The organism is Micromonospora sp. C95, from assembly GCF_018070465.1.
Classification (GTDB): domain Bacteria; phylum Actinomycetota; class Actinomycetes; order Mycobacteriales; family Micromonosporaceae; genus Micromonospora.
The window spans coordinates 71,042-87,857 of sequence record NZ_JAGPXT010000015.1 but is presented as its reverse complement, the minus strand read 5'-3'; the positions used below and the strand labels follow the sequence as shown (position 1 = coordinate 87,857).

Here is a 16,816-nt window from a genome sequence, read left to right as displayed (position 1 = left end):
CTAGTACTTCAGCAGGTTGGCGTCGTCGACGCTGGCGGAGCGTCGGGTGCGGAAGATCGCCATGATGATGGCCAACCCGACCACGACCTCGGCCGCCGCCACCACCATCACGAAGAACGCCATGATCTGGCCGTTGAGGTCACCGTTCATCCGGCTGAAGGTGACCAGCGCCAGGTTGGCCGCGTTGAGCATCAGCTCGACACACATGAACAGCACGATCGCGTTGCGCCGGACCAGCACCCCGGCGGCGCCGATGGTGAACAGCACCGCGGCGAGGACCAGGTAGTAGTTCGGCTCGACCGAGAAGAAGTCACTCATTTCTCAGTGCCCTTCAGCGTGGTCTCCTCGGCGGTCAGCTCCCGCACCGGCAGGATGTCCGGCGTACTGCGGTCGCTCAGCCGCCCGTCCGGCAGGCGGGCCGGGGTGGCGACCGACGAGGAGGTGGCGAAGACACCCGGGCCGGGCTTCGGGCCGGGGTAGTTGCCGGGCGCGAAGCGGGCCTTCATGGTGGCCACCTGGTCGCGCTTGTCCTCCTTGCGCCGCTCGACGTGCGCGAGGATCATGCCGCCGATGGTGGCGGTGATCAGCAGCGCCGCGGTGAGTTCGAAGGCGAAGACGTAGTCGGTGAAGAGCAGCCGGGCGATGCCCTCGACGTTGCCGCCCGCGTTGGCCTGCTCCAGGCCGACCGGGGTGCTGCCCTGCGTGGCCCGGTAGACCCCGCTGCCGAGCAGGCCGGCGAAACCGAGACCCAGCCCGATCGCGGCGATCCGCTGGCCGCGCAACACCTCGATAAGGGAGTCGGACGCCTCACGGCCGACGAGCATCAGCACGAACAGGAAGAGCATCATGATCGCGCCGGTGTAGACGATGATCTGCACCATGCCGATGAACGGTCCCGCCTGGAGCACGTAGAACACCCCGAGGCTGAGCATGGTCAGCACCAGCCACAGCGCCGAGTGCACCGCGTTGCGGGCAGCGACCATGCCGATCGCTCCGGCCAGCGCGAGCGGAGCGAGGATCCAGAAGGTCACCGCCTCGCCGCCGGAGACCGCACCGGAGGCGGCGAGCAGCGTCGAGGTGCTCATGCCGACTCCCCCTTCTCCGCCTCGGCCCGCGCGGCAGCCTGCTCGGCACCGGGGAAGGTGACGCCCGGATGCTCGTCCACCTGGTAGCGGCCCGGCCCCATCGGGGAGCGCTCCGCCCCGGCGGAGGTGCCCGGGTTGGTGAGGCTGCCGACGTAGTAGTCCTTCTCGCTGTCGCCCAGCCGCATCGGGTGCGGCGGCTGCTCCATCCCCGGCAGCAGCGGCGCCAGCAACTGCTCCTTGGTGAAGATCAGGTCCTGGCGGTTGTCCCGGGCCAGCTCGTACTCGTTGCTCATGGTCAACGAGCGGGTCGGGCAGGCCTCGATGCACAGCCCGCAGAAGATGCAGCGGGCATAGTTGATCTGGTAGACGCTGGCGTACCGCTCACCCGGCGAGAAGCGCTGCTCGTCGGTGTTGTCGCCACCCTCGACGTAGATCGCGTCCGCCGGGCAGGCCCAGGCGCACAGCTCGCAGCCGATGCACTTCTCCAGCCCGTCCGGGTGCCGGTTGAGGATGTGCCGCCCGTGGTAGCGCGGCGCCGGCTTCGGCGGGGTGAACGGGTAGTCGGTGGTGACGACCTTCCTGAACATGTGCGAGAAGGTGACCCCGAAGCCCTTGAACGTTCCGGTGATCGCGCCCACGTCACACCTCCTCAGAGTCCTGGCCGGCGGGAGCGTTTGCCGGCTCCCGCTCGGCGACCATGCGCCGGGTGCGCGGGCTCGGTGGTACCTGGAGATCCATCGGGGGCAGCGGGAAGCTGCCCGGCGGCCGGTTGTCGACCTGCTCGACGAGCGTCGGCTTCGGTGCCGGCTTGCGGCTCGGCCAGAACAGCGCGGCGAGCAGCACGATGCCGGCCGGGATGCCGATGGCGTACATCCGGCTCTCGGTGTCCCAGTCGTCGATGGTGCGCAGGCCGGCGAGAACCACGATCCAGACCAGGCTGATCGGGATGAGCACCTTCCAGCCGAAGCGCATCAGCTGGTCGTACCGCAGCCGGGGCAGCGTGCCGCGCAGCCAGACGAAGACGAAGACCAGCAGGATGACCTTGCCGAAGAACCAGAGCAGCGGCCACCAGCCGGAGTTGGCCCCCGACCAGATGGTGATCGGCCACGGCGCGTGCCAGCCGCCCAGGAAGAGCGTGACGGTGAAGGCCGACATGGTCACCATCGCGACGTACTCGCTGAGCATGATCAGCGCGAACTTGAGCGAGCTGTACTCGGTCATGAAGCCGGCCACCAGCTCCGACTCCGCCTCCGGCAGGTCGAACGGCGGCCGGTTGGTCTCGCCGACGATGGAGATGAAGAAGACGATGAAGCTCGGGAAGAGCAGCAGCGCGTACCAGCCGGGGGTCTGGATGTCGGCGCCGAACAGGGTCAGCTGGGTCGTGCTGCCCTGGGCGGCCACGATCTCACTCGTGGACATCGTGCCGGCGAGCATGAACACCGCCACGATGGACAGGCCCAGCGCCACCTCGTAGGAGATCAGCTGGGCGGCGGACCGCAGGCCGCCGAGCAGCGGGTAGGTCGAGCCCGAGGCCCAGCCGGCGAGCACGATGCCGTAGACCGCCATCGACGAGAGAGCGAGCACCACGAGCACCGCGACCGGCACGTCGGTGACCTGCAACGGCGTCTGGTGGCCGAAGACGCTCACCATCGGGCCGAACGGGATCACCGACAGCGCGGTGACCGCGCAGATCACCGAGATGGCCGGAGCGAAGAAGTAGATGACCTTGTCCGCCGAGCGCGGGAGGATGTCCTCCTTGAAGGCCATCTTGAGGCCGTCGGCGAGCGTCTGCAGCAGGCCGAACGGGCCGAGCTGGTTCGGCCCGGGCCGGACCTGCATGAAGCCGACGACCCGCCGCTCGAACCACACGCCGAGCAGCGTGCCGAGCAGTGCCACCACGAACGCGAAGACAATCTTGCCGAGGATCAGCCACCACGGGTCGTGGCCGAAGTCGCCAAGCGACGGCGCCTGCGCCAGCGGGATCATGCGACACCCCCGGAGGAGTTGAGGATCGGACCCGGCCGGCCCGCCGCGTCGGCGGCGACCGGCTCGGTGGTCGCGGGTACGGAGATCCGTACCACCGCGCCGGAGGCGGCACCCAGGGTGCGCCGCACGGTCGCACCTGGCGAGTTGGTGGGCAGCCAGACCACACCGTCCGGCATCTCGGTGATCGCCGCCGGCAGGGTCAGCGCACCCCGGTCGGTGCCGACCGTGACCGGGTCGCCGTCGGCGACGCCGAGCGCCTCCGCACTGCCCTTGCCCAGCCGGACCACCGGCGGGCGGGCGGTGCCGCCGAGGTGCTCGTCGCCGTCGGTGAGGCTGCCCAGGTCGATCAGCTGGTGCCAGGTCGCCAGCACCGCCTCGCCGGCACCCGGCTGGGGCACCGACCCCGGCTGCACCGTGGGAGCGGCCGGGCGGCTCACCCGGGTCACCGGCAGACTGCCCAGCTCACGCCGGACGGTCAGCACGTCCCCGGTGCCCAACCGCACGCCCAGCTGAGCGGCCAGCGCGTCGAGCACCCGACCGTCGGTCATCGCGGCGGTGTCCAGCACCGCGTCGAACGGGCGCAGCCGGCCTTCCCAGTCCAGGAAGCTGCCGGCCTTCTCCACCACCGGCGCAACCGGGAGGACCACGTCCGCCCGGCGGGTGACGGCGCTGGCCCGCAACTCCAGGCTGACCAGGAACGGCACCGCGTCCAGGGCCTGCTCGGCCAGGCGCGGGTCGGCCAGGTCGGCCGGATCCACCCCGGCCACCACGAGCGCACCGAGCTGACCCCCGGCGGCGGCGGTGAGGATCGCGTCGGTGTCCCGGCCGCCCTGGCTCGGGATCACCCCGGCCGGGATGTCCCACGCCTCGCCCAACTCGGCCCGGGCCGCCGGCTCGGTGACCAGGCGACCGCCGGGCAGCAGGTTGGGCAGGCAGCCGGTGTCGACCGCGCCACGGTCACCCGCGCGTCGCGGCACCCAGGCCAGCTTCGCGCCGGTACGCGCGGCCACCTCGGCGGCGGCGGAGAGGCCACCCGGGACGGTGGCCAGCCGCTCGCCGACGATCAGGATCGCCCCTTCGGCACTGAGCGCCTCGGCGACCGTGGCGTGCTCGGCGAGCACCCCGGCCTCCTCGCCCGGCACCACCCGGGCCAGCTTGGCGCCGAGCTTCTCCAGGCCACGGGTCGCGAACGGGGCGATCGCGTACACCTTCAGTCTGTTCTTCAGGTACGCCTTGCGCAGTCGCAGGAAGAGGATCGGGCACTCCTCCTCCGGCTCCAGGCCGACAAGCACCACCGCCGGCGCGTTCTCCACGTCGGTGTAGGTCACGTCGGTGCCGCCGGCGACCGTGCTGGCCAGGAAGTCGGCCTCCTCACGGGAGACCGGGCGGGCCCGGAAGTCGATGTCGTTGGTGTGCAGCGCGACCCGGGCGAACTTGGCGTACGCGTACGCGTCCTCGACGGTCAGTCGACCGCCGGTGAGCACCCCGGCTCCCTGACCGGTGTCCCGGGCGGCGCGCAGCCCTTCGGCGGCCACGCTGAGCGCCTCGCTCCAGGAGGCCTCCCGCAGTTCGCCGGTGTGCTCGTCGCGTACCAGCGGGGTGGTGAGCCGGTCGGCGGCGCGGGCGTACTGGAAGCCCCACCGCCCCTTGTCGCAGTTCCACTCCTCGTTGACCTGGGGGTCGTCGCCGGCCAGCCGGCGCTGCACCTTGCCCCGGCGCCAGTCGGTGCGCTGGGCACAGCCGGCCGAGCAGTGCTCGCACACGCTCGGGCTGGAGACCAGGTCGAACGGGCGGGCCCGGAAGCGGTACTGGGTGCCGGTGAGCGCGCCGACCGGGCAGATCTGCACGGTGTTGCCGGAGAAGTACGAGTTGAACGGGACGTCGCCGTCCTCGCCCTCGGTTCCGTAGTCCTCGTCCCGGTAGATGTTGATTTCCTCGGCGGAGGAGCGGTTCATCAGGTCGATGAACTTGTCGCCCGCGATCTCCTCGGAGAACCGGGTGCACCGCTGGCAGAGCACGCACCGCTCGCGGTCGAGCAGCACCTGGGTGCTGATCGGCAGCGGCTTCGGGTACTCCCGCTTGTGCTCGTGGAACCGGGAGTCGGTGCGACCGGTCGACATCGCCTGGTTCTGCAGCGGGCATTCGCCGCCCTTGTCACACATCGGGCAGTCGAGCGGGTGGTTCACCAGCAGCAGCTCCATGATCCCCTCTTGCGCCTTCTTGGCGACCGGGGAGGTGAGCTGGGTGCGGACCACCATGCCGTCGGCGACCGTCTGGGTGCAGGAGGCGACGGGCTTGCGCTGCCCCTCCACCTCCACCAGGCACTGCCGGCAGGCCCCGGCCGGGGCCAGCAGCGGGTGGTCGCAGAACCGGGGGATCTCGGTGCCCAGCTGCTCGGCGACCCGGATCAGCAGCGCCCCCTTGGGGGCGGTGACCTCGACGCCGTCGATGGTGAGGGTGACCGTCTCGGTCGGCTTGGCAACGTCCGTCACAGTGCTCGCCTTTCGCTCGCGGCTGCGGGGCTCGCTCCGCTCACTCCTCGCACTCGCATCAGTGGGCTCCCACCAACTGCTTGTCGGACAACTTCGGCGCGGTACGTCCCTCGATGTAGTCGAGGTAGTCCTGCTTGAAGTACTTCAGCGACGAGGTCACCGGGCTGGTGGCACCGTCACCCAGGCCGCAGAACGAGCGGCCGAGGATGTTGTCACAGGTGTCGAGCAGGGTGTCCAGGTCGTCCTGGGTGCCCTGGCCGGCCAGGATGCGCCGGTACACCCGGACCATCCAGTAGTTCCCCTCCCGGCACGGGGTGCACTTGCCGCACGACTCGTGGTGGTAGAACTCCAGCCACCGGTAGGTCGCGTAGACCGGGCAGTCCTGGTCGGAGAAGATCTGCGTGGCCGTGGTGCCGAGGATCGAGCCGGCGGCGGCCACCCCCTCGAAGTCCAACGGCACGTCCAGATGCTCGGCGGTGAGCAGCGGGGTCGACGATCCGCCCGGGGTCCAGAACTTCAGGTTGTGTCCCGGCTGCATCCCGCCGGCCAGCTCGATCAGCTCGCGCAGGGTGATGCCGAGGCCGCACTCGTACTGGCCGGGGTTGGCGATCCGGCCGGAGAGGGAGTAGATCATCGGGCCGGCGGACTTCTCGGTGCCCATCGACTTCCACCAGTCTGCGCCGCCCAGCACGATGTACGGCACGCTGGCGATGGTGCCCACGTTGTTGACCACCGTGGGGCTGGCGTACAGCCCGTGGGTGGCCGGGAACGGCGGGCGCAGCCGGGGCTGGCCTCGGAACCCCTCCAGGGAGTCCAGCAGCGCCGTCTCCTCGCCGCAGATGTACGCGCCGGCGCCCGAGTGGACCACCAGGTCCAGGTCGAAGCCCGAGCCGAGGATGTCCCGCCCCAGGTAGCCCTTGGCGTACGCCTCGTTCACCGCGTTGCGCAGCCGGCGGGCGGCGTGCACCGCCTCGCCCCGGATGTAGATGTAGGCCCGGCTGGCCCGGATCGCGTACGAGGCGATGATGACCCCCTCGACCAGCGAGTGCGGGTCGTGGGTCATCAGCGGCAGGTCCTTGCAGGTGCCGGGCTCACCCTCGTCGGCGTTGACCACGAGGTAGTGCGGCTTGCCGTCACCCTGCGGGATGAAGCCCCACTTGAGACCGGTGGGGAAGCCCGCGCCGCCGCGACCGCGCAGCCCGGAATCCTTCACCAACTGGATCAGGTCGTCCGGGTGTGCCTTGATCGCCTTGCGCAGCGCCGCGTAGCCGTCCAGCTTCTCGTAGGTGGCGATCCGCCAGGCGTCCGGGGACAGCCAGCGCTTGGTGAGCACGGGCGTCAACTTGGCCAGGGTCTCCGGCGCAGGCGTGGTCACTTCTGAGCCCCCTTGTCGTGTGCGGAGTCCTGGCCACCGCCGTTGGACTCCGCTTCCCTGAGGTTGCGCTCCTGCGCCCCGGTGTCGTCGCCGGCCGGCTTGGCGTCACCCGCCGGCTTGTTGGCCGCCGCGCCGGCGGCCTCCGCCGCCCGGGCGTCGCCCGCCGCAGGCGGCTGCCCGTCAACGGGGACCTTGGTGCCGGGAGCGTCCGGGACCGCGGTCTTCGCGTCCGGCTGCCGGGTCTCGGCGGTACGCACCTGCGGCGACTTGCGGTCCGGTGCCGCGACGTCGGGTGCGGTGCTGCCGGTCGGCGCGGCCTTCGCCGGGGTCGCCGGCGCGGGCTTGTCGCCTGCCTTGCCGCTGCGGATCGGGGTGTTCGGGTCGAAGCCCGGTGCCGAGATGCCGTGCTGCTGGGCCAGGCGCAGACCGCGCAGCGTCGGCTCGCCCGGCACCCCGTCGGCGACGGCACCCTCCCGCTCGTCGGCGAAGCCGGCGAGCTGGACCGCCATCTCCTTGAGCGTGCAGAGGCGGGCACCCCGGCTCGGCGTGGGCCGGCCACCGGCGCGCAGCTCGTCGACCACGCCGACCGCGGTCTGCGGGTCGACTCCGTCGAAGAAGTCGTAGTTGACGGTCATCACCGGGCCGTAGTCGCAGGCCGCCAGGCACTCCGCGTGCTCCAGCGTGATCTTGCCGTCGCCGGTGGTCTCGTCGTGCCCGACGCCCAGGTGCTCGGCGAGGGTGTCGTAGACCTCCTGGCCACCGAGCACATTGCACATGGTGTTGGTGCAGACGCTCACCAGCCAGTCACCGGTCGGCCGGCGCTTGTACATGGTGTAGAAGCTGGCCACCGCGCCGACCTGGGCCTTGTTCAGGCCGAGCACCTCTGCGCAGAACGCCACACCGGCCGGGGAGACGTAGCCCTCCTCGGCCTGCACCAGGTGCAGCAGCGGCAGCAGGGCCGAACGGGACCGGTCCGCCGGGTAGCGGGCGATGATCTCCCGCGCCCGGGTCCGCGTCTCATCGGTGAAGACAGTCATCAGCGTCGCCTTCCGTTCCCGACTGCACCGGCGTCTGCCCGCGACTGCGGGGCTCGCTCCGCTCTCTCCTCGCGCGGGCGGATGGGGCTCGCAAGCTCACTCCTCGCGCTCACCGGTCACAACCTCCCATGACAGGGTCCAGTGAGGCGCCGCCGGCGATCACGTCGGCGATCAGGCCACCCTCGGCCATCGCCGGCAGGGCCTGGAGGTTGACGAAACTCGGTTCCCGGTAGTGCACCCGGTACGGCCGGGTCCCACCGTCGGAAACGGCGTGCACGCCCAGCTCGCCACGCGGCGACTCGATCGCCACGTACACCTGGCCCGGCGGCACCCGGAAGCCCTCCGTCACCAGCTTGAAGTGGTGGATCAGGGACTCCATCGACTGGCCCATGATCTTCGCGACGTGCTCCAGCGAGTTGCCCATGCCGTCGACGCCGATGGCCAGCTGTGCCGGCCAGGCGATCTTCTTGTCGGCCACCATCACCGGGCCCGGCTTGAGCCGGTCCAGCGCCTGCTCGACAAGCTTCAACGACTCGCGGATCTCGGCCAGCCGGACCAGGTAGCGGCCCCAGACGTCGCCGTCGGGGTGGGTCGGCACGTCGAACTCGTACGTCTCGTAGCCGCAGTACGGCATGGTCTTGCGCAGGTCCCAGGCCAGGCCGGCGGAGCGGAGCACCGGGCCGGTGACCCCGAGGGCCAGGCAGCCGGTCACGTCGAGCACCGCCACGTTCTGCGTCCGCTCCAACCAGATCGGCTGGCCGGAGAGCAGGTCCTCGTACTCCTTGAGGCGCTTCGGCATCACCTTGAGGAACTCACGGATCTTGACGATCGCCTCGTCCGGCACGTCCTGGGCGACGCCGCCCGGCCGGACGTACGCGTGGTTCATCCGCAGGCCGGTGATCAGCTCGAAGATCTCCAGGATGTACTCGCGCTCCCGGAAGCCGTAGAGCATGATCGAGATCGCGCCCAGCTCCATGCCGGTGGTGGCCAGCCAGACCAGGTGGGAGGAGATCCGGTTCAGCTCCATCATGAGCACCCGGATGGTGTTGGCCCGCTCGGTGACGTCGTCGGTGATGCCGAGCAGCTTCTCCACGGCCAGCGAGTACGCCGTCTCGTTGAAGATCGGCGAGAGGTAGTCCATCCGGGTCACGAAGGTCGAACCCTGCACCCAGTTGCGGTACTCCAGGTTCTTCTCGATGCCGGTGTGCAGGTAGCCGACGACCGAGCGGGCCTCCCGGACCGTCTCGCCCTCCAGCTCGAGGATCAGCCGGAGCACGCCGTGCGTGGACGGGTGCTGCGGGCCCATGTTGACGACGATCCGACCCTCGTTGATCGGATCGACGCCGGCGACGACGTCGTCCCAGTCCCCACCGGTGACGGTGAAGACCCGGCCCTCGGTCGTCTCGCGCTCGGTGGCGTAGTTCGACCCGGTCATTGGTAAGACCTCCGCTTGTCGGGCGGCGGGATCTCGGCGCCCTTGTACTCCACGGGCACGCCGCCGAGGGGGTAGTCCTTGCGCTGCGGGTGACCCTCCCAGTCGTCCGGCATGAGGATCCGGGTCAGCGCCGGGTGACCGTCGAAGACGACACCGAACATGTCGTACGCCTCCCGCTCCTGCCAGTCGGCGGTCGGGTAGACGCTCGTGACGCTGGGCAGGTGCGGTTCCTCGGCGCTCACGGCGGCCTCCAGCCGGACCTGGCGCCGGTAGGTCATCGAGGTGAGCTGGTAGACGACGTGCAGCCGGCGCTCGTCGGCGCCCAGGTAGTCCACGCCGGACACCGACGAGCACAGCTCGAAACGCAGCGCCGGGTCGTCCCGCATCACCTGGCAGACCTCGGCGATCCGCTCCGGGCGGATGTGCAGGGTCAGCTCACCCCGGTCGACCACGACCTTCTCGATCGCCTCGCCGAACGCCGGGTACGCCTCCTCCAGCGCATCCCGTACCTCGTCGAAGTAGCCGCCGTACGGTCGGGGTGAGTCCTCGATCTCGCGGTGCTGGCGGACCAGTCCGCCGAATCCGGAGACGTCACCGGTGCCCTGGTTGCCGAACATGCCCCGACCGGCCGGTGCGGCCGGCGGGAACTCGGCGGGCGCGCCGCTGGTCGCGCCGGCCGGCGTCACCGGGACCGGCACGCCGCCGGTGGTCGGCTTGTCGTCAGTCACTTGATCCCCCCGTACGGGTGGAGGTGGTTCTGGGCCTTCATCCAGTTCTCGATCCGCAACTGCTCCTCGCGGCCCTCGCGGACGGCCTTCGTCCACTCGGCCCGCCGGGCCTTGTCGTTGCGGTACGACGACGGCATCGAGCCGTACGGCACCACCGGCACGTCACCGCGCGCCTCGCGGGCGGCAAGCATCTTGCGACCGTTCGGGCCGAGTGGCTCGTGGCCGATCTTCTCGCGCAGCTTGAGGATCGCGTCGATGAGCATCTCCGGCCGGGGCGGGCAGCCCGGGAGGTACATGTCGACCGGTACGACGTGGTCGACGCCCTGCACGATGGCGTAGTTGTTGAACATGCCGCCGCTGCTGGCGCAGACGCCCATGGAGAGCACCCAGCGGGGCTCGGCCATCTGGTCGTAGATCTGGCGCAGCACCGGGGCCATCTTCTGACTCACCCGGCCGGCGACGATCATCAGGTCGGCCTGCCGGGGCGAGGCCCGGAAGACCTCCATGCCCCAGCGACCCATGTCGTAGTGCGGACCACCGGCGGCCATCATCTCGATCGCGCAGCAGGCCAGGCCGAACGTGGCGCCCCAGACCGACGACTTGCGCGACCAGTTGACCAGCTTCTCCACCGAGGTGAGCAGGACACCGGCGGGGAGTTTCTCCTCGATACCCATAGCGGTTCCTTCCTCAGTCCCAGTCCAGGCCGCCGCGTCGCCACTCGTAGGCGTACGCGACGAAGACGGCACCGATGAACACCAACATGGCGACGAACCCGAAGACCGGCAGGATGTCGAAGGAGACCGCCCACGGGTACAGGAAGATCATCTCCACGTCGAAGACGATGAAGAGCATCGCCGTCAGGTAGAACTTGACCGGAAACCGGCTGCCGCCGATCGGCTGCGGGCTAGGCTCGATCCCACACTCGTAGGCTTCGAGCTTGGCCCTGTTGTAGCGGTGGGGGCCGGCGAACCGGGCGGCGGCTATCGAGAACAGCGCGAAACCCGCGGCGAGGGCGAACAGCCCGATGATGGGTACGTAAGGCGAGAGCGACATATTTTCTCCTGCTCGTCCTTCCCTGCCCTCGGTGGTTGGCGAATTTCACACTATTCACATCCCACCCCGCGCCCTCCGGCGGGGGTGGACCTTGCCTGCTCCGCGCCCCTACACGGCCGGCGCGACCCGGGTCATCGCATTGATCACCCGGTCCATCGCGTCACCGCCACGCGGGTCGGTGAGGTTGGCCAGCAGCTTGAGCACGAAGCGCATGAGCGTGGGGTGTGGCATGCCGTGCTTCGTCGCGACGCGCATGATCTCCGGCCGGCCGATCAGCTTCACGAAGACCCCGCCCAGCCGGTAGTAGCCGCCGAACCGGGTCTTCAACTCCTGCGGGTACGCCATCAGGGCCCGCTCCCGCTCGACGCCGGCCGGTCGGGCGAGCGCCTGGACCGCGACCTCCGCGGCCAGTTCGCCGGACTCCATCGCGTACGCGATGCCCTCGCCGTTGAACGGGTTGACCATGCCGCCCGAGTCGCCGACCAGCATGACCCCCCGGGTGTAGTGCGGCACCCGGTTGAACCCCATCGGCAGGGCGGCGCCGAGGATCGAGCCCTCGGCGTTGGCCTCGTCGGTCATCCCCCACTCCGGCGGCGTGTTGGCCAGCCAGTCGGTGAGCAGCCGCCGGTAGTTCGTCTTGCCGAAGGCCGAGGACGAGTTGAGGATGCCGAGCCCGACGTTGACCCGGCCGTCACCGAGGCCGAAGATCCAGCCGTACCCGGGCAGCAGTTCGTTCGTGTCCTTGGCCCGCAGCTCCAGCCAGGACTCCAGGTAGTCGTCGTCGTGACGGGCCTCGGAGCGGTAGTAGCGCCGGACGGCGACACCGATCGGGCGGTCCTCCCGCTTGGCCAGCCCGAGGGCGAGCGGGAACCGGCCCGAGACGCCGTCCGCGGCCACCACCAGCGGGGCGTGGAAGGTGATCGGCGCCTTGTCCGGCCCGTCCTCGCCCTGCACCCCGATCACCCGACCGTCGCCGTCCAGCACCGGTCCGATGACGTTCACGTTGGTCCGCAGCTTGGCCCCGGCGGCCACCGCGCGCTGGGCCAGCAGGTCGTCGAAGTCGAGTCGGGTGCGCACCAGGCCGTAACTCGGGAAGCTGGCCAGATCCGGCCAGTCCAGCTCCAGCCGGACACCGCCACCGATCACCCGCAGGCCACGGTTGTGCAGCCAGCCGGCCTCGGGGGAGGTGTCCACCCCCATCCGGACGAGCTGCCGCACCGCGCGCGGGGTCAGCCCGTCGCCACAGACCTTCTCCCGGGGAAACTCGGTCTTCTCCAGCAGCAGCACGCGTACGCCGTGCCGAGCCAGGTGGTACGCGGTCGCCGAACCACCGGGACCGGCGCCCACGACGATCACGTCGGCGTCGTTCTCCACCGCGGTCATTAGCGCCTCCTCCCCGCCCTGCTCGTGAAATGCTTCACAAGCCAGCCGGGACGAGTCTATGACCGACGCCGTAAGCTCGCCTTGTTAGGTCGACCTAACCTGCTGGACGCCGGGAAGGCCGCCCGATCGACGCCTCAGGTAGGGCAGGGGCTCCTTTGACATGCGCCGATCGGCGCTCGCGAGCGGCACTCAGTGGCGCGCCGCAGCGGCGCCGTCCAGGCCGGCCCGGATGGTCTCGGGCAGTTGCTCACGCAAGGTGCCACCGGCGGCCCGGTCCAGGGCCGCGAGCACCTCGGTGACCACCTGGCGCACGTCGGCGGGATCCGCTCCGGCCAGCCCTTTGAGCTGTTCGACAAGCTCTGCGGCATCCCCGATGGCCACATTCTTCGGATCCGTCATGTCGGCCAGCTTAAGCCGCAAAGGCGACATAATCGCCTTATTCCCCTAAATGAGCGGGTTACCGCGGTGAAGCCACGCTCACCTCCGCACCGCGCGGTGCAGGGCCACCACGCCGCCGGTCAGGTTGCGCCACGCCACCCGACCCCAGCCCGCCGCGGCCACCCGCGCCGCCAGTGCCGGCTGGTCCGGCCAGGCCCGGATCGACTCGGCGAGATAGACGTACGCGTCGGGGTTGCTGGAGACCGTGCGGGCCACGGCCGGCAGCGAGCGCATCAGGTACGACAGATAGATGGTGCGGAACGCGGGATTGACCGGGGTACTGAACTCGCAGACCACCAGCCGGCCGCCCGGACGGGTCACCCGGGCCAGCTCAGCCAGCGCGGCATCGGTGTCGCTGACGTTGCGCAACGCGAAGGAGATGGTCACCGCGTCGAAACTGGCGTCGGCGAAGGGCAGCCGCAGGGCGTCCCCGGCCAGCAGCGGCACCTGCGGGCGGGTGCGCTTGCCGGCGTGAAGCATGCCGAGGGACAGGTCGGCGCCGACCGCGTACGCCCCGGAGTGGGCGAGTTCCGCGGTGGAGACGCCGGTGCCCGCGCCCACGTCCAGCACCCGGTCGCCCGGTCGCAGGGCGAGCGCGGCGCGGGTGGCCCGCCGCCAGAACCGGTCCTGGCCGAAGGAGAGGACGGTGTTGGTCAGGTCGTAACGGGCCGCGACACCGTCGAACATCGCGGCGACCTCGTGCGGCTGCTTGTCCAGACTGGCGCGCTGGCCCTGCGGGGTACGGCTCACCCCTTCACTCTGCCAGCCCGGCGGTCGAACGCCCGGGCAGGGTCGAGGCACACAGTGAGGGCGGGATGGTCACCCATCCCGCCCTCACTGCGGTGCGTTATGTGAACGGCCCGCGCGGGCCGATAGAGGACGAACCTCAGGCGTTCGTCTTCTCGTCACCCGGGGTCACCAGGACCACCCGGCGACGGCGGGCGACCAGGAACATGGCCACACCGGCGGCCAGCACACCCGCGCCGACACCACCGATCAGGCCAACCTGCACACCGGTGACCGGCAGGCCGGGGCCGTCACCGTTGTCGCCACCACCGGAGCCACCCTTGGCGGCCACGACCACCGCGAAGTCGTCGGTGTTGTCGCTCGGGTCGACGTCGTTGCCCGCGACGCCCGTGGCGTTCTCCGGCAGGGCCGAGGTGGCGGCGGACCGGAGGATGCTGGGGGCCTCCTGCACCGACAGCGAGTCGATGGTGACCTTGCCACCGGTGAGGCTGCTCGGCTTCACACCGTCGGCGACCTTCACCAGGTTGTAGAAGCGAGCACCGGAGTACAGGTCGTCACCGTCGGTGTCCTGCGCGGCGGGGATGAGGACGGCCTTGTCGTACTCGCAGGTCAGCGAGGTCATCGCGGCGTTGTAGGTGCAGTCCGGCTCCTTCTCCGCGAAGGTCGCGCCCTTGGGCAGCTGCACCTCGATGCGCAGACCCCTGGCGGCCTGGTCACCCTGGTTGAAGGCGCCGTAGATGAGCTGGCCGGTGTTGCCCGCGTACAGGTCGCCGACCTCGGTGATCGTGCCACCCTCGACCTTGACGGCCTTACGGACGTCGTCGGCGACGACGGTCAGGTCCGGACCGGTGCCCTCGACCTTGACGTCCACGGTCACCACGTTGTCGGACTCGTCCGGGTCCGGGCCGTCGTGCAGGATCACCGCGGTGATGGAGCCGGCCGGACCGACCTCCTTGCCCTTGCGGGTCAACGGGAAGAACCAGTCGACGTCCTCGCCGGCGCGGATGGTGTCACCCTCGATGCCACAGAGGATCCAGCCGTCCTCGCGCGGGTTGCAGCCGCTCTCGTCGATGTCGACGAGGGACGTCTTCAGCTTGCTGATGTCGAGGGCGACGAGCACGCCCTTGGCGTCGACCTTGCTCTTGTTCAGCAGCGAGACGCTGGCGTCCTTGCCCGGCGCACCGACCGCGATCGTGGTTCCGGTCGCCTTGATGGCGAGGTCCGCGCTGTCGTCCGCCAGAGCCGGGGCGGCGAAGGCGCCGGCCGCGAGGACGCCGGCGGTGCCGGCCCCCAGGAACGCGGCAGCCCGGTTACGGAAAATCATGAAGGTGTCTCCCCGTGGGATGTAGGAAGCGTACGGGCGGGGACGTTAGCGGTCAGCGATCACCCGCGCCACCCTGGAACACACCCGTCACAAGCTGCTCAGCTAATGGCAACTTAAGGATTGTCCGGATTGATGGGTCTTGCTACCTGGTCGCGCCCCGGCGCCTGACCGTGGCGGCCCAGCGCTTCGGACCGGATGGATGATCCACCCGAGCCGTTCGGCTGACAACCGATCGAGTCACCCCTGTCACTCAACGCCGGAACCGTAATGACGCCTAGTGATCTCTCGCCGGTCACCGCCCCCACCACCCGACGACGCCGCCCGCCGCATCGAAGACCCGGGATGCCGCAACTCGCGCCGTCCCGCCGCTGTGAAGGCCCAAGACACCGCAACTCGCGGCTACCGGCCGGTGGGGAGGGCCTGGGATGCCGCAACTCGCGGCTCTAGCGGCGGATGAGGCGGTCCTGGTGGCCAGCCGGCGTCCGTCGCTTCCGCTGGGACCGGGCGTCGGTCAGCGTGCGTCGGTCAGCGGGCGTCGACCAGGGGCAGCGAGCGGCCGGCACCGCCGCCGGGCAGGGCGATCGACGAGAAGTGCGAGACCACCCGGTCGTCGCTCGGATCGTCGTCGGGCGTGTGGTGCACGGCGAGTCTGTTGTAGAGCGTGTCCCGCTGGGCGGGGATCCGGTCGGCGGAACGGATCATCCCGATCAGCTCGTGCAGGTTGGACCGGTGCCGGGCCCCTGCCGAGGAGATGACGTTCTCCTCCAACATGATCGACCCGAGGTCGTCGACCCCCATGTGCAGCGCCAGCTGACCGACGTCCTTGCCGGTGGTCAGCCAGGACGCCTGCAGGTGCGGCACGGTCTCGAAGAACAGCCGGGACACCGCCACCAGCCGCAGGTACTCCAGGGTCGTCGCCTGGGTGCGGCCCTTGAGGTGGTTGTTCTCCGGCTGGTACGTCCACGGGATGAAGGCCCGGAAGCCCCGCGTACGGTCCTGCACGTCGCGGATCATCCGCAGGTGCTCGATCCGCTCGGCGGCGGTCTCGCCGGTCCCCATCATCATCGTCGCGGTCGACTCGACACCCTGCCGGTGCGCGAGCTCCATGACCTCCAGCCAGCGCTCGCCCGACTCCTTCAGTGGCGCGATCGCCGTGCGGGGTCGCTGCGGCAGCATCTCGGCGCCCGCACCGGCGATCGAGTCCAGCCCGGCGGCCTTGATCCGGGCGATCGCCTCGTCCAGGCTCACCCCGGAGACCTTGGCCATGTGCAGGATCTCGCTCGGCCCGATCGAGTGGATCGCGAGCTGCGGGTACGCCTTCTTGACCGAGGAGAACAACTCCTCGTAGTACTCCACGCCGTAGTCCGGGTGGTGGCCGCCCTGGAGCATGACCTGGGTGGCGCCCAGCTCGACCGCCTCGCCGCAGCGACGCAGGATCTCCTCGGTCGGGTGGGTCCACCCTTCCTTGTGCTTCGGCGCCCGGTAGAAGGCGCAGAACTTGCAGGCCGTCACGCAGACGTTCGTGTAGTTGATGTTGCGGTCGATCAGGTACGTGACGATGTTGTCCGGGTACCGCCGCCGGCGGACCGCGTCCGCCGCCTCGCCGAGAGCGTGGAAGGGGGCGTCGGTGTAGAGCAGCAGGGCCTCCTCGGGCGTGATCCGCCCGCCGTCGGCACCGCGCTGCAGGATGTCGTCGATCTCCCGGTTCAACGTCACGCCCCCGAGCGTACGCC

The 16,816-nt window shown here is 70.1% G+C and carries 16 protein-coding genes; all 16 read right to left on the bottom strand.

Annotated features, from left to right (window positions below; genetic code table 11):
- The 16 genes from nuoK to mqnC all read right to left on the bottom strand — a co-directional run bounded on the left by nuoK (position 1) and on the right by mqnC (position 16,799).
- Positions 1-318: an NADH-quinone oxidoreductase subunit NuoK gene (gene nuoK / locus KBX00_RS18270; protein ID WP_013731028.1), complete on the bottom strand. Its 318-nt coding sequence runs from the start codon at positions 316-318 to the stop codon at positions 1-3.
- Complete coding sequence (locus KBX00_RS18265; RefSeq protein ID WP_204002606.1) at positions 315-1,085, bottom strand: NADH-quinone oxidoreductase subunit J; 771 nt, start codon at positions 1,083-1,085, stop codon at positions 315-317. The genes nuoK and KBX00_RS18265 overlap by 4 nt, the downstream gene beginning before the upstream one ends.
- A complete protein-coding gene (gene nuoI / locus KBX00_RS18260) occupies positions 1,082-1,723 on the bottom strand; it encodes an NADH-quinone oxidoreductase subunit NuoI (RefSeq protein WP_210828586.1) in 642 nt (213 codons plus the stop codon). The genes KBX00_RS18265 and nuoI overlap by 4 nt, the downstream gene beginning before the upstream one ends.
- A gap of 1 nt (position 1,724) precedes the next feature.
- Positions 1,725-3,071, bottom strand: coding sequence for an NADH-quinone oxidoreductase subunit NuoH (gene nuoH / locus KBX00_RS18255; protein ID WP_210828584.1), 1,347 nt, complete (start codon positions 3,069-3,071; stop codon positions 1,725-1,727).
- Positions 3,068-5,563 (bottom strand): NADH-quinone oxidoreductase subunit G, encoded by a 2,496-nt coding sequence (locus KBX00_RS18250; RefSeq protein ID WP_210828582.1) that lies wholly within the window; start codon positions 5,561-5,563, stop codon positions 3,068-3,070. Before KBX00_RS18250 ends, nuoH begins: the two co-directional genes overlap by 4 nt.
- Positions 5,564-5,621: 58 nt before the next feature.
- Entirely contained in the window at positions 5,622-6,938 is a 1,317-nt protein-coding gene (nuoF, locus tag KBX00_RS18245) for an NADH-quinone oxidoreductase subunit NuoF (protein WP_210828580.1), read from the bottom strand.
- Entirely contained in the window at positions 6,935-7,975 is a 1,041-nt protein-coding gene (gene nuoE / locus KBX00_RS18240; RefSeq protein ID WP_374225317.1) for an NADH-quinone oxidoreductase subunit NuoE, read from the bottom strand. Before nuoE ends, nuoF begins: the two co-directional genes overlap by 4 nt.
- Positions 7,976-8,084: 109 nt before the next feature.
- Positions 8,085-9,410, bottom strand: coding sequence for an NADH-quinone oxidoreductase subunit D (locus KBX00_RS18235; protein WP_210828578.1), 1,326 nt, complete (start codon positions 9,408-9,410; stop codon positions 8,085-8,087).
- Positions 9,407-10,138 carry an NADH-quinone oxidoreductase subunit C gene (locus KBX00_RS18230; protein WP_210828577.1) on the bottom strand — a complete coding sequence of 244 codons (732 nt, stop codon included), beginning with the start codon at positions 10,136-10,138 and terminating at the stop codon, positions 9,407-9,409. The genes KBX00_RS18235 and KBX00_RS18230 overlap by 4 nt, the downstream gene beginning before the upstream one ends.
- Positions 10,135-10,812, bottom strand: a complete 678-nt coding sequence (locus KBX00_RS18225; RefSeq protein WP_117229654.1) for an NADH-quinone oxidoreductase subunit B family protein — start codon at positions 10,810-10,812, stop codon at positions 10,135-10,137. Before KBX00_RS18225 ends, KBX00_RS18230 begins: the two co-directional genes overlap by 4 nt.
- Positions 10,813-10,825: 13 nt before the next feature.
- A complete protein-coding gene (locus tag KBX00_RS18220) occupies positions 10,826-11,191 on the bottom strand; it encodes an NADH-quinone oxidoreductase subunit A (protein ID WP_210828576.1) in 366 nt (121 codons plus the stop codon).
- A 108-nt stretch (positions 11,192-11,299) separates the two neighbouring features.
- Positions 11,300-12,574, bottom strand: a complete 1,275-nt coding sequence (locus KBX00_RS18215) for a geranylgeranyl reductase family protein (RefSeq protein ID WP_210828575.1) — start codon at positions 12,572-12,574, stop codon at positions 11,300-11,302.
- Positions 12,575-12,763: 189 nt separating this feature from the next.
- Complete coding sequence (locus KBX00_RS18210) at positions 12,764-12,973, bottom strand: hypothetical protein (RefSeq protein WP_210828574.1); 210 nt, start codon at positions 12,971-12,973, stop codon at positions 12,764-12,766.
- A gap of 78 nt (positions 12,974-13,051) precedes the next feature.
- Complete coding sequence (locus KBX00_RS18205; protein WP_210828573.1) at positions 13,052-13,762, bottom strand: demethylmenaquinone methyltransferase; 711 nt, start codon at positions 13,760-13,762, stop codon at positions 13,052-13,054.
- A gap of 136 nt (positions 13,763-13,898) precedes the next feature.
- On the bottom strand, positions 13,899-15,083 hold the full coding sequence (locus KBX00_RS18200; protein ID WP_210828571.1) for a cell wall anchor protein: 1,185 nt from the start codon (positions 15,081-15,083) through the stop codon (positions 13,899-13,901).
- A gap of 525 nt (positions 15,084-15,608) precedes the next feature.
- Positions 15,609-16,799: a cyclic dehypoxanthinyl futalosine synthase gene (gene mqnC / locus KBX00_RS18195; protein WP_210828569.1), complete on the bottom strand. Its 1,191-nt coding sequence runs from the start codon at positions 16,797-16,799 to the stop codon at positions 15,609-15,611.
- Positions 16,800-16,816: the final 17 nt, after the last annotated feature.

Coding starts and splice junctions, on each gene's coding strand:
- KBX00_RS18210 (WP_210828574.1), bottom strand. CDS start 12,973: ATGACGGATCCGAAGAATGTGGCCATCGGGGATGCCGCAGAGCTTGTC.
- nuoK (WP_013731028.1), bottom strand. CDS start 318: ATGAGTGACTTCTTCTCGGTCGAGCCGAACTACTACCTGGTCCTCGCC.
- KBX00_RS18215 (WP_210828575.1), bottom strand. CDS start 12,574: ATGACCGCGGTGGAGAACGACGCCGACGTGATCGTCGTGGGCGCCGGT.
- KBX00_RS18265 (WP_204002606.1), bottom strand. CDS start 1,085: ATGAGCACCTCGACGCTGCTCGCCGCCTCCGGTGCGGTCTCCGGCGGC.
- nuoH (WP_210828584.1), bottom strand. CDS start 3,071: ATGATCCCGCTGGCGCAGGCGCCGTCGCTTGGCGACTTCGGCCACGAC.
- KBX00_RS18200 (WP_210828571.1), bottom strand. CDS start 15,083: ATGATTTTCCGTAACCGGGCTGCCGCGTTCCTGGGGGCCGGCACCGCC.
- KBX00_RS18235 (WP_210828578.1), bottom strand. CDS start 9,410: ATGACCGGGTCGAACTACGCCACCGAGCGCGAGACGACCGAGGGCCGG.
- KBX00_RS18225 (WP_117229654.1), bottom strand. CDS start 10,812: ATGGGTATCGAGGAGAAACTCCCCGCCGGTGTCCTGCTCACCTCGGTG.
- KBX00_RS18220 (WP_210828576.1), bottom strand. CDS start 11,191: ATGTCGCTCTCGCCTTACGTACCCATCATCGGGCTGTTCGCCCTCGCC.
- nuoE (WP_374225317.1), bottom strand. CDS start 7,975: ATGACTGTCTTCACCGATGAGACGCGGACCCGGGCGCGGGAGATCATC.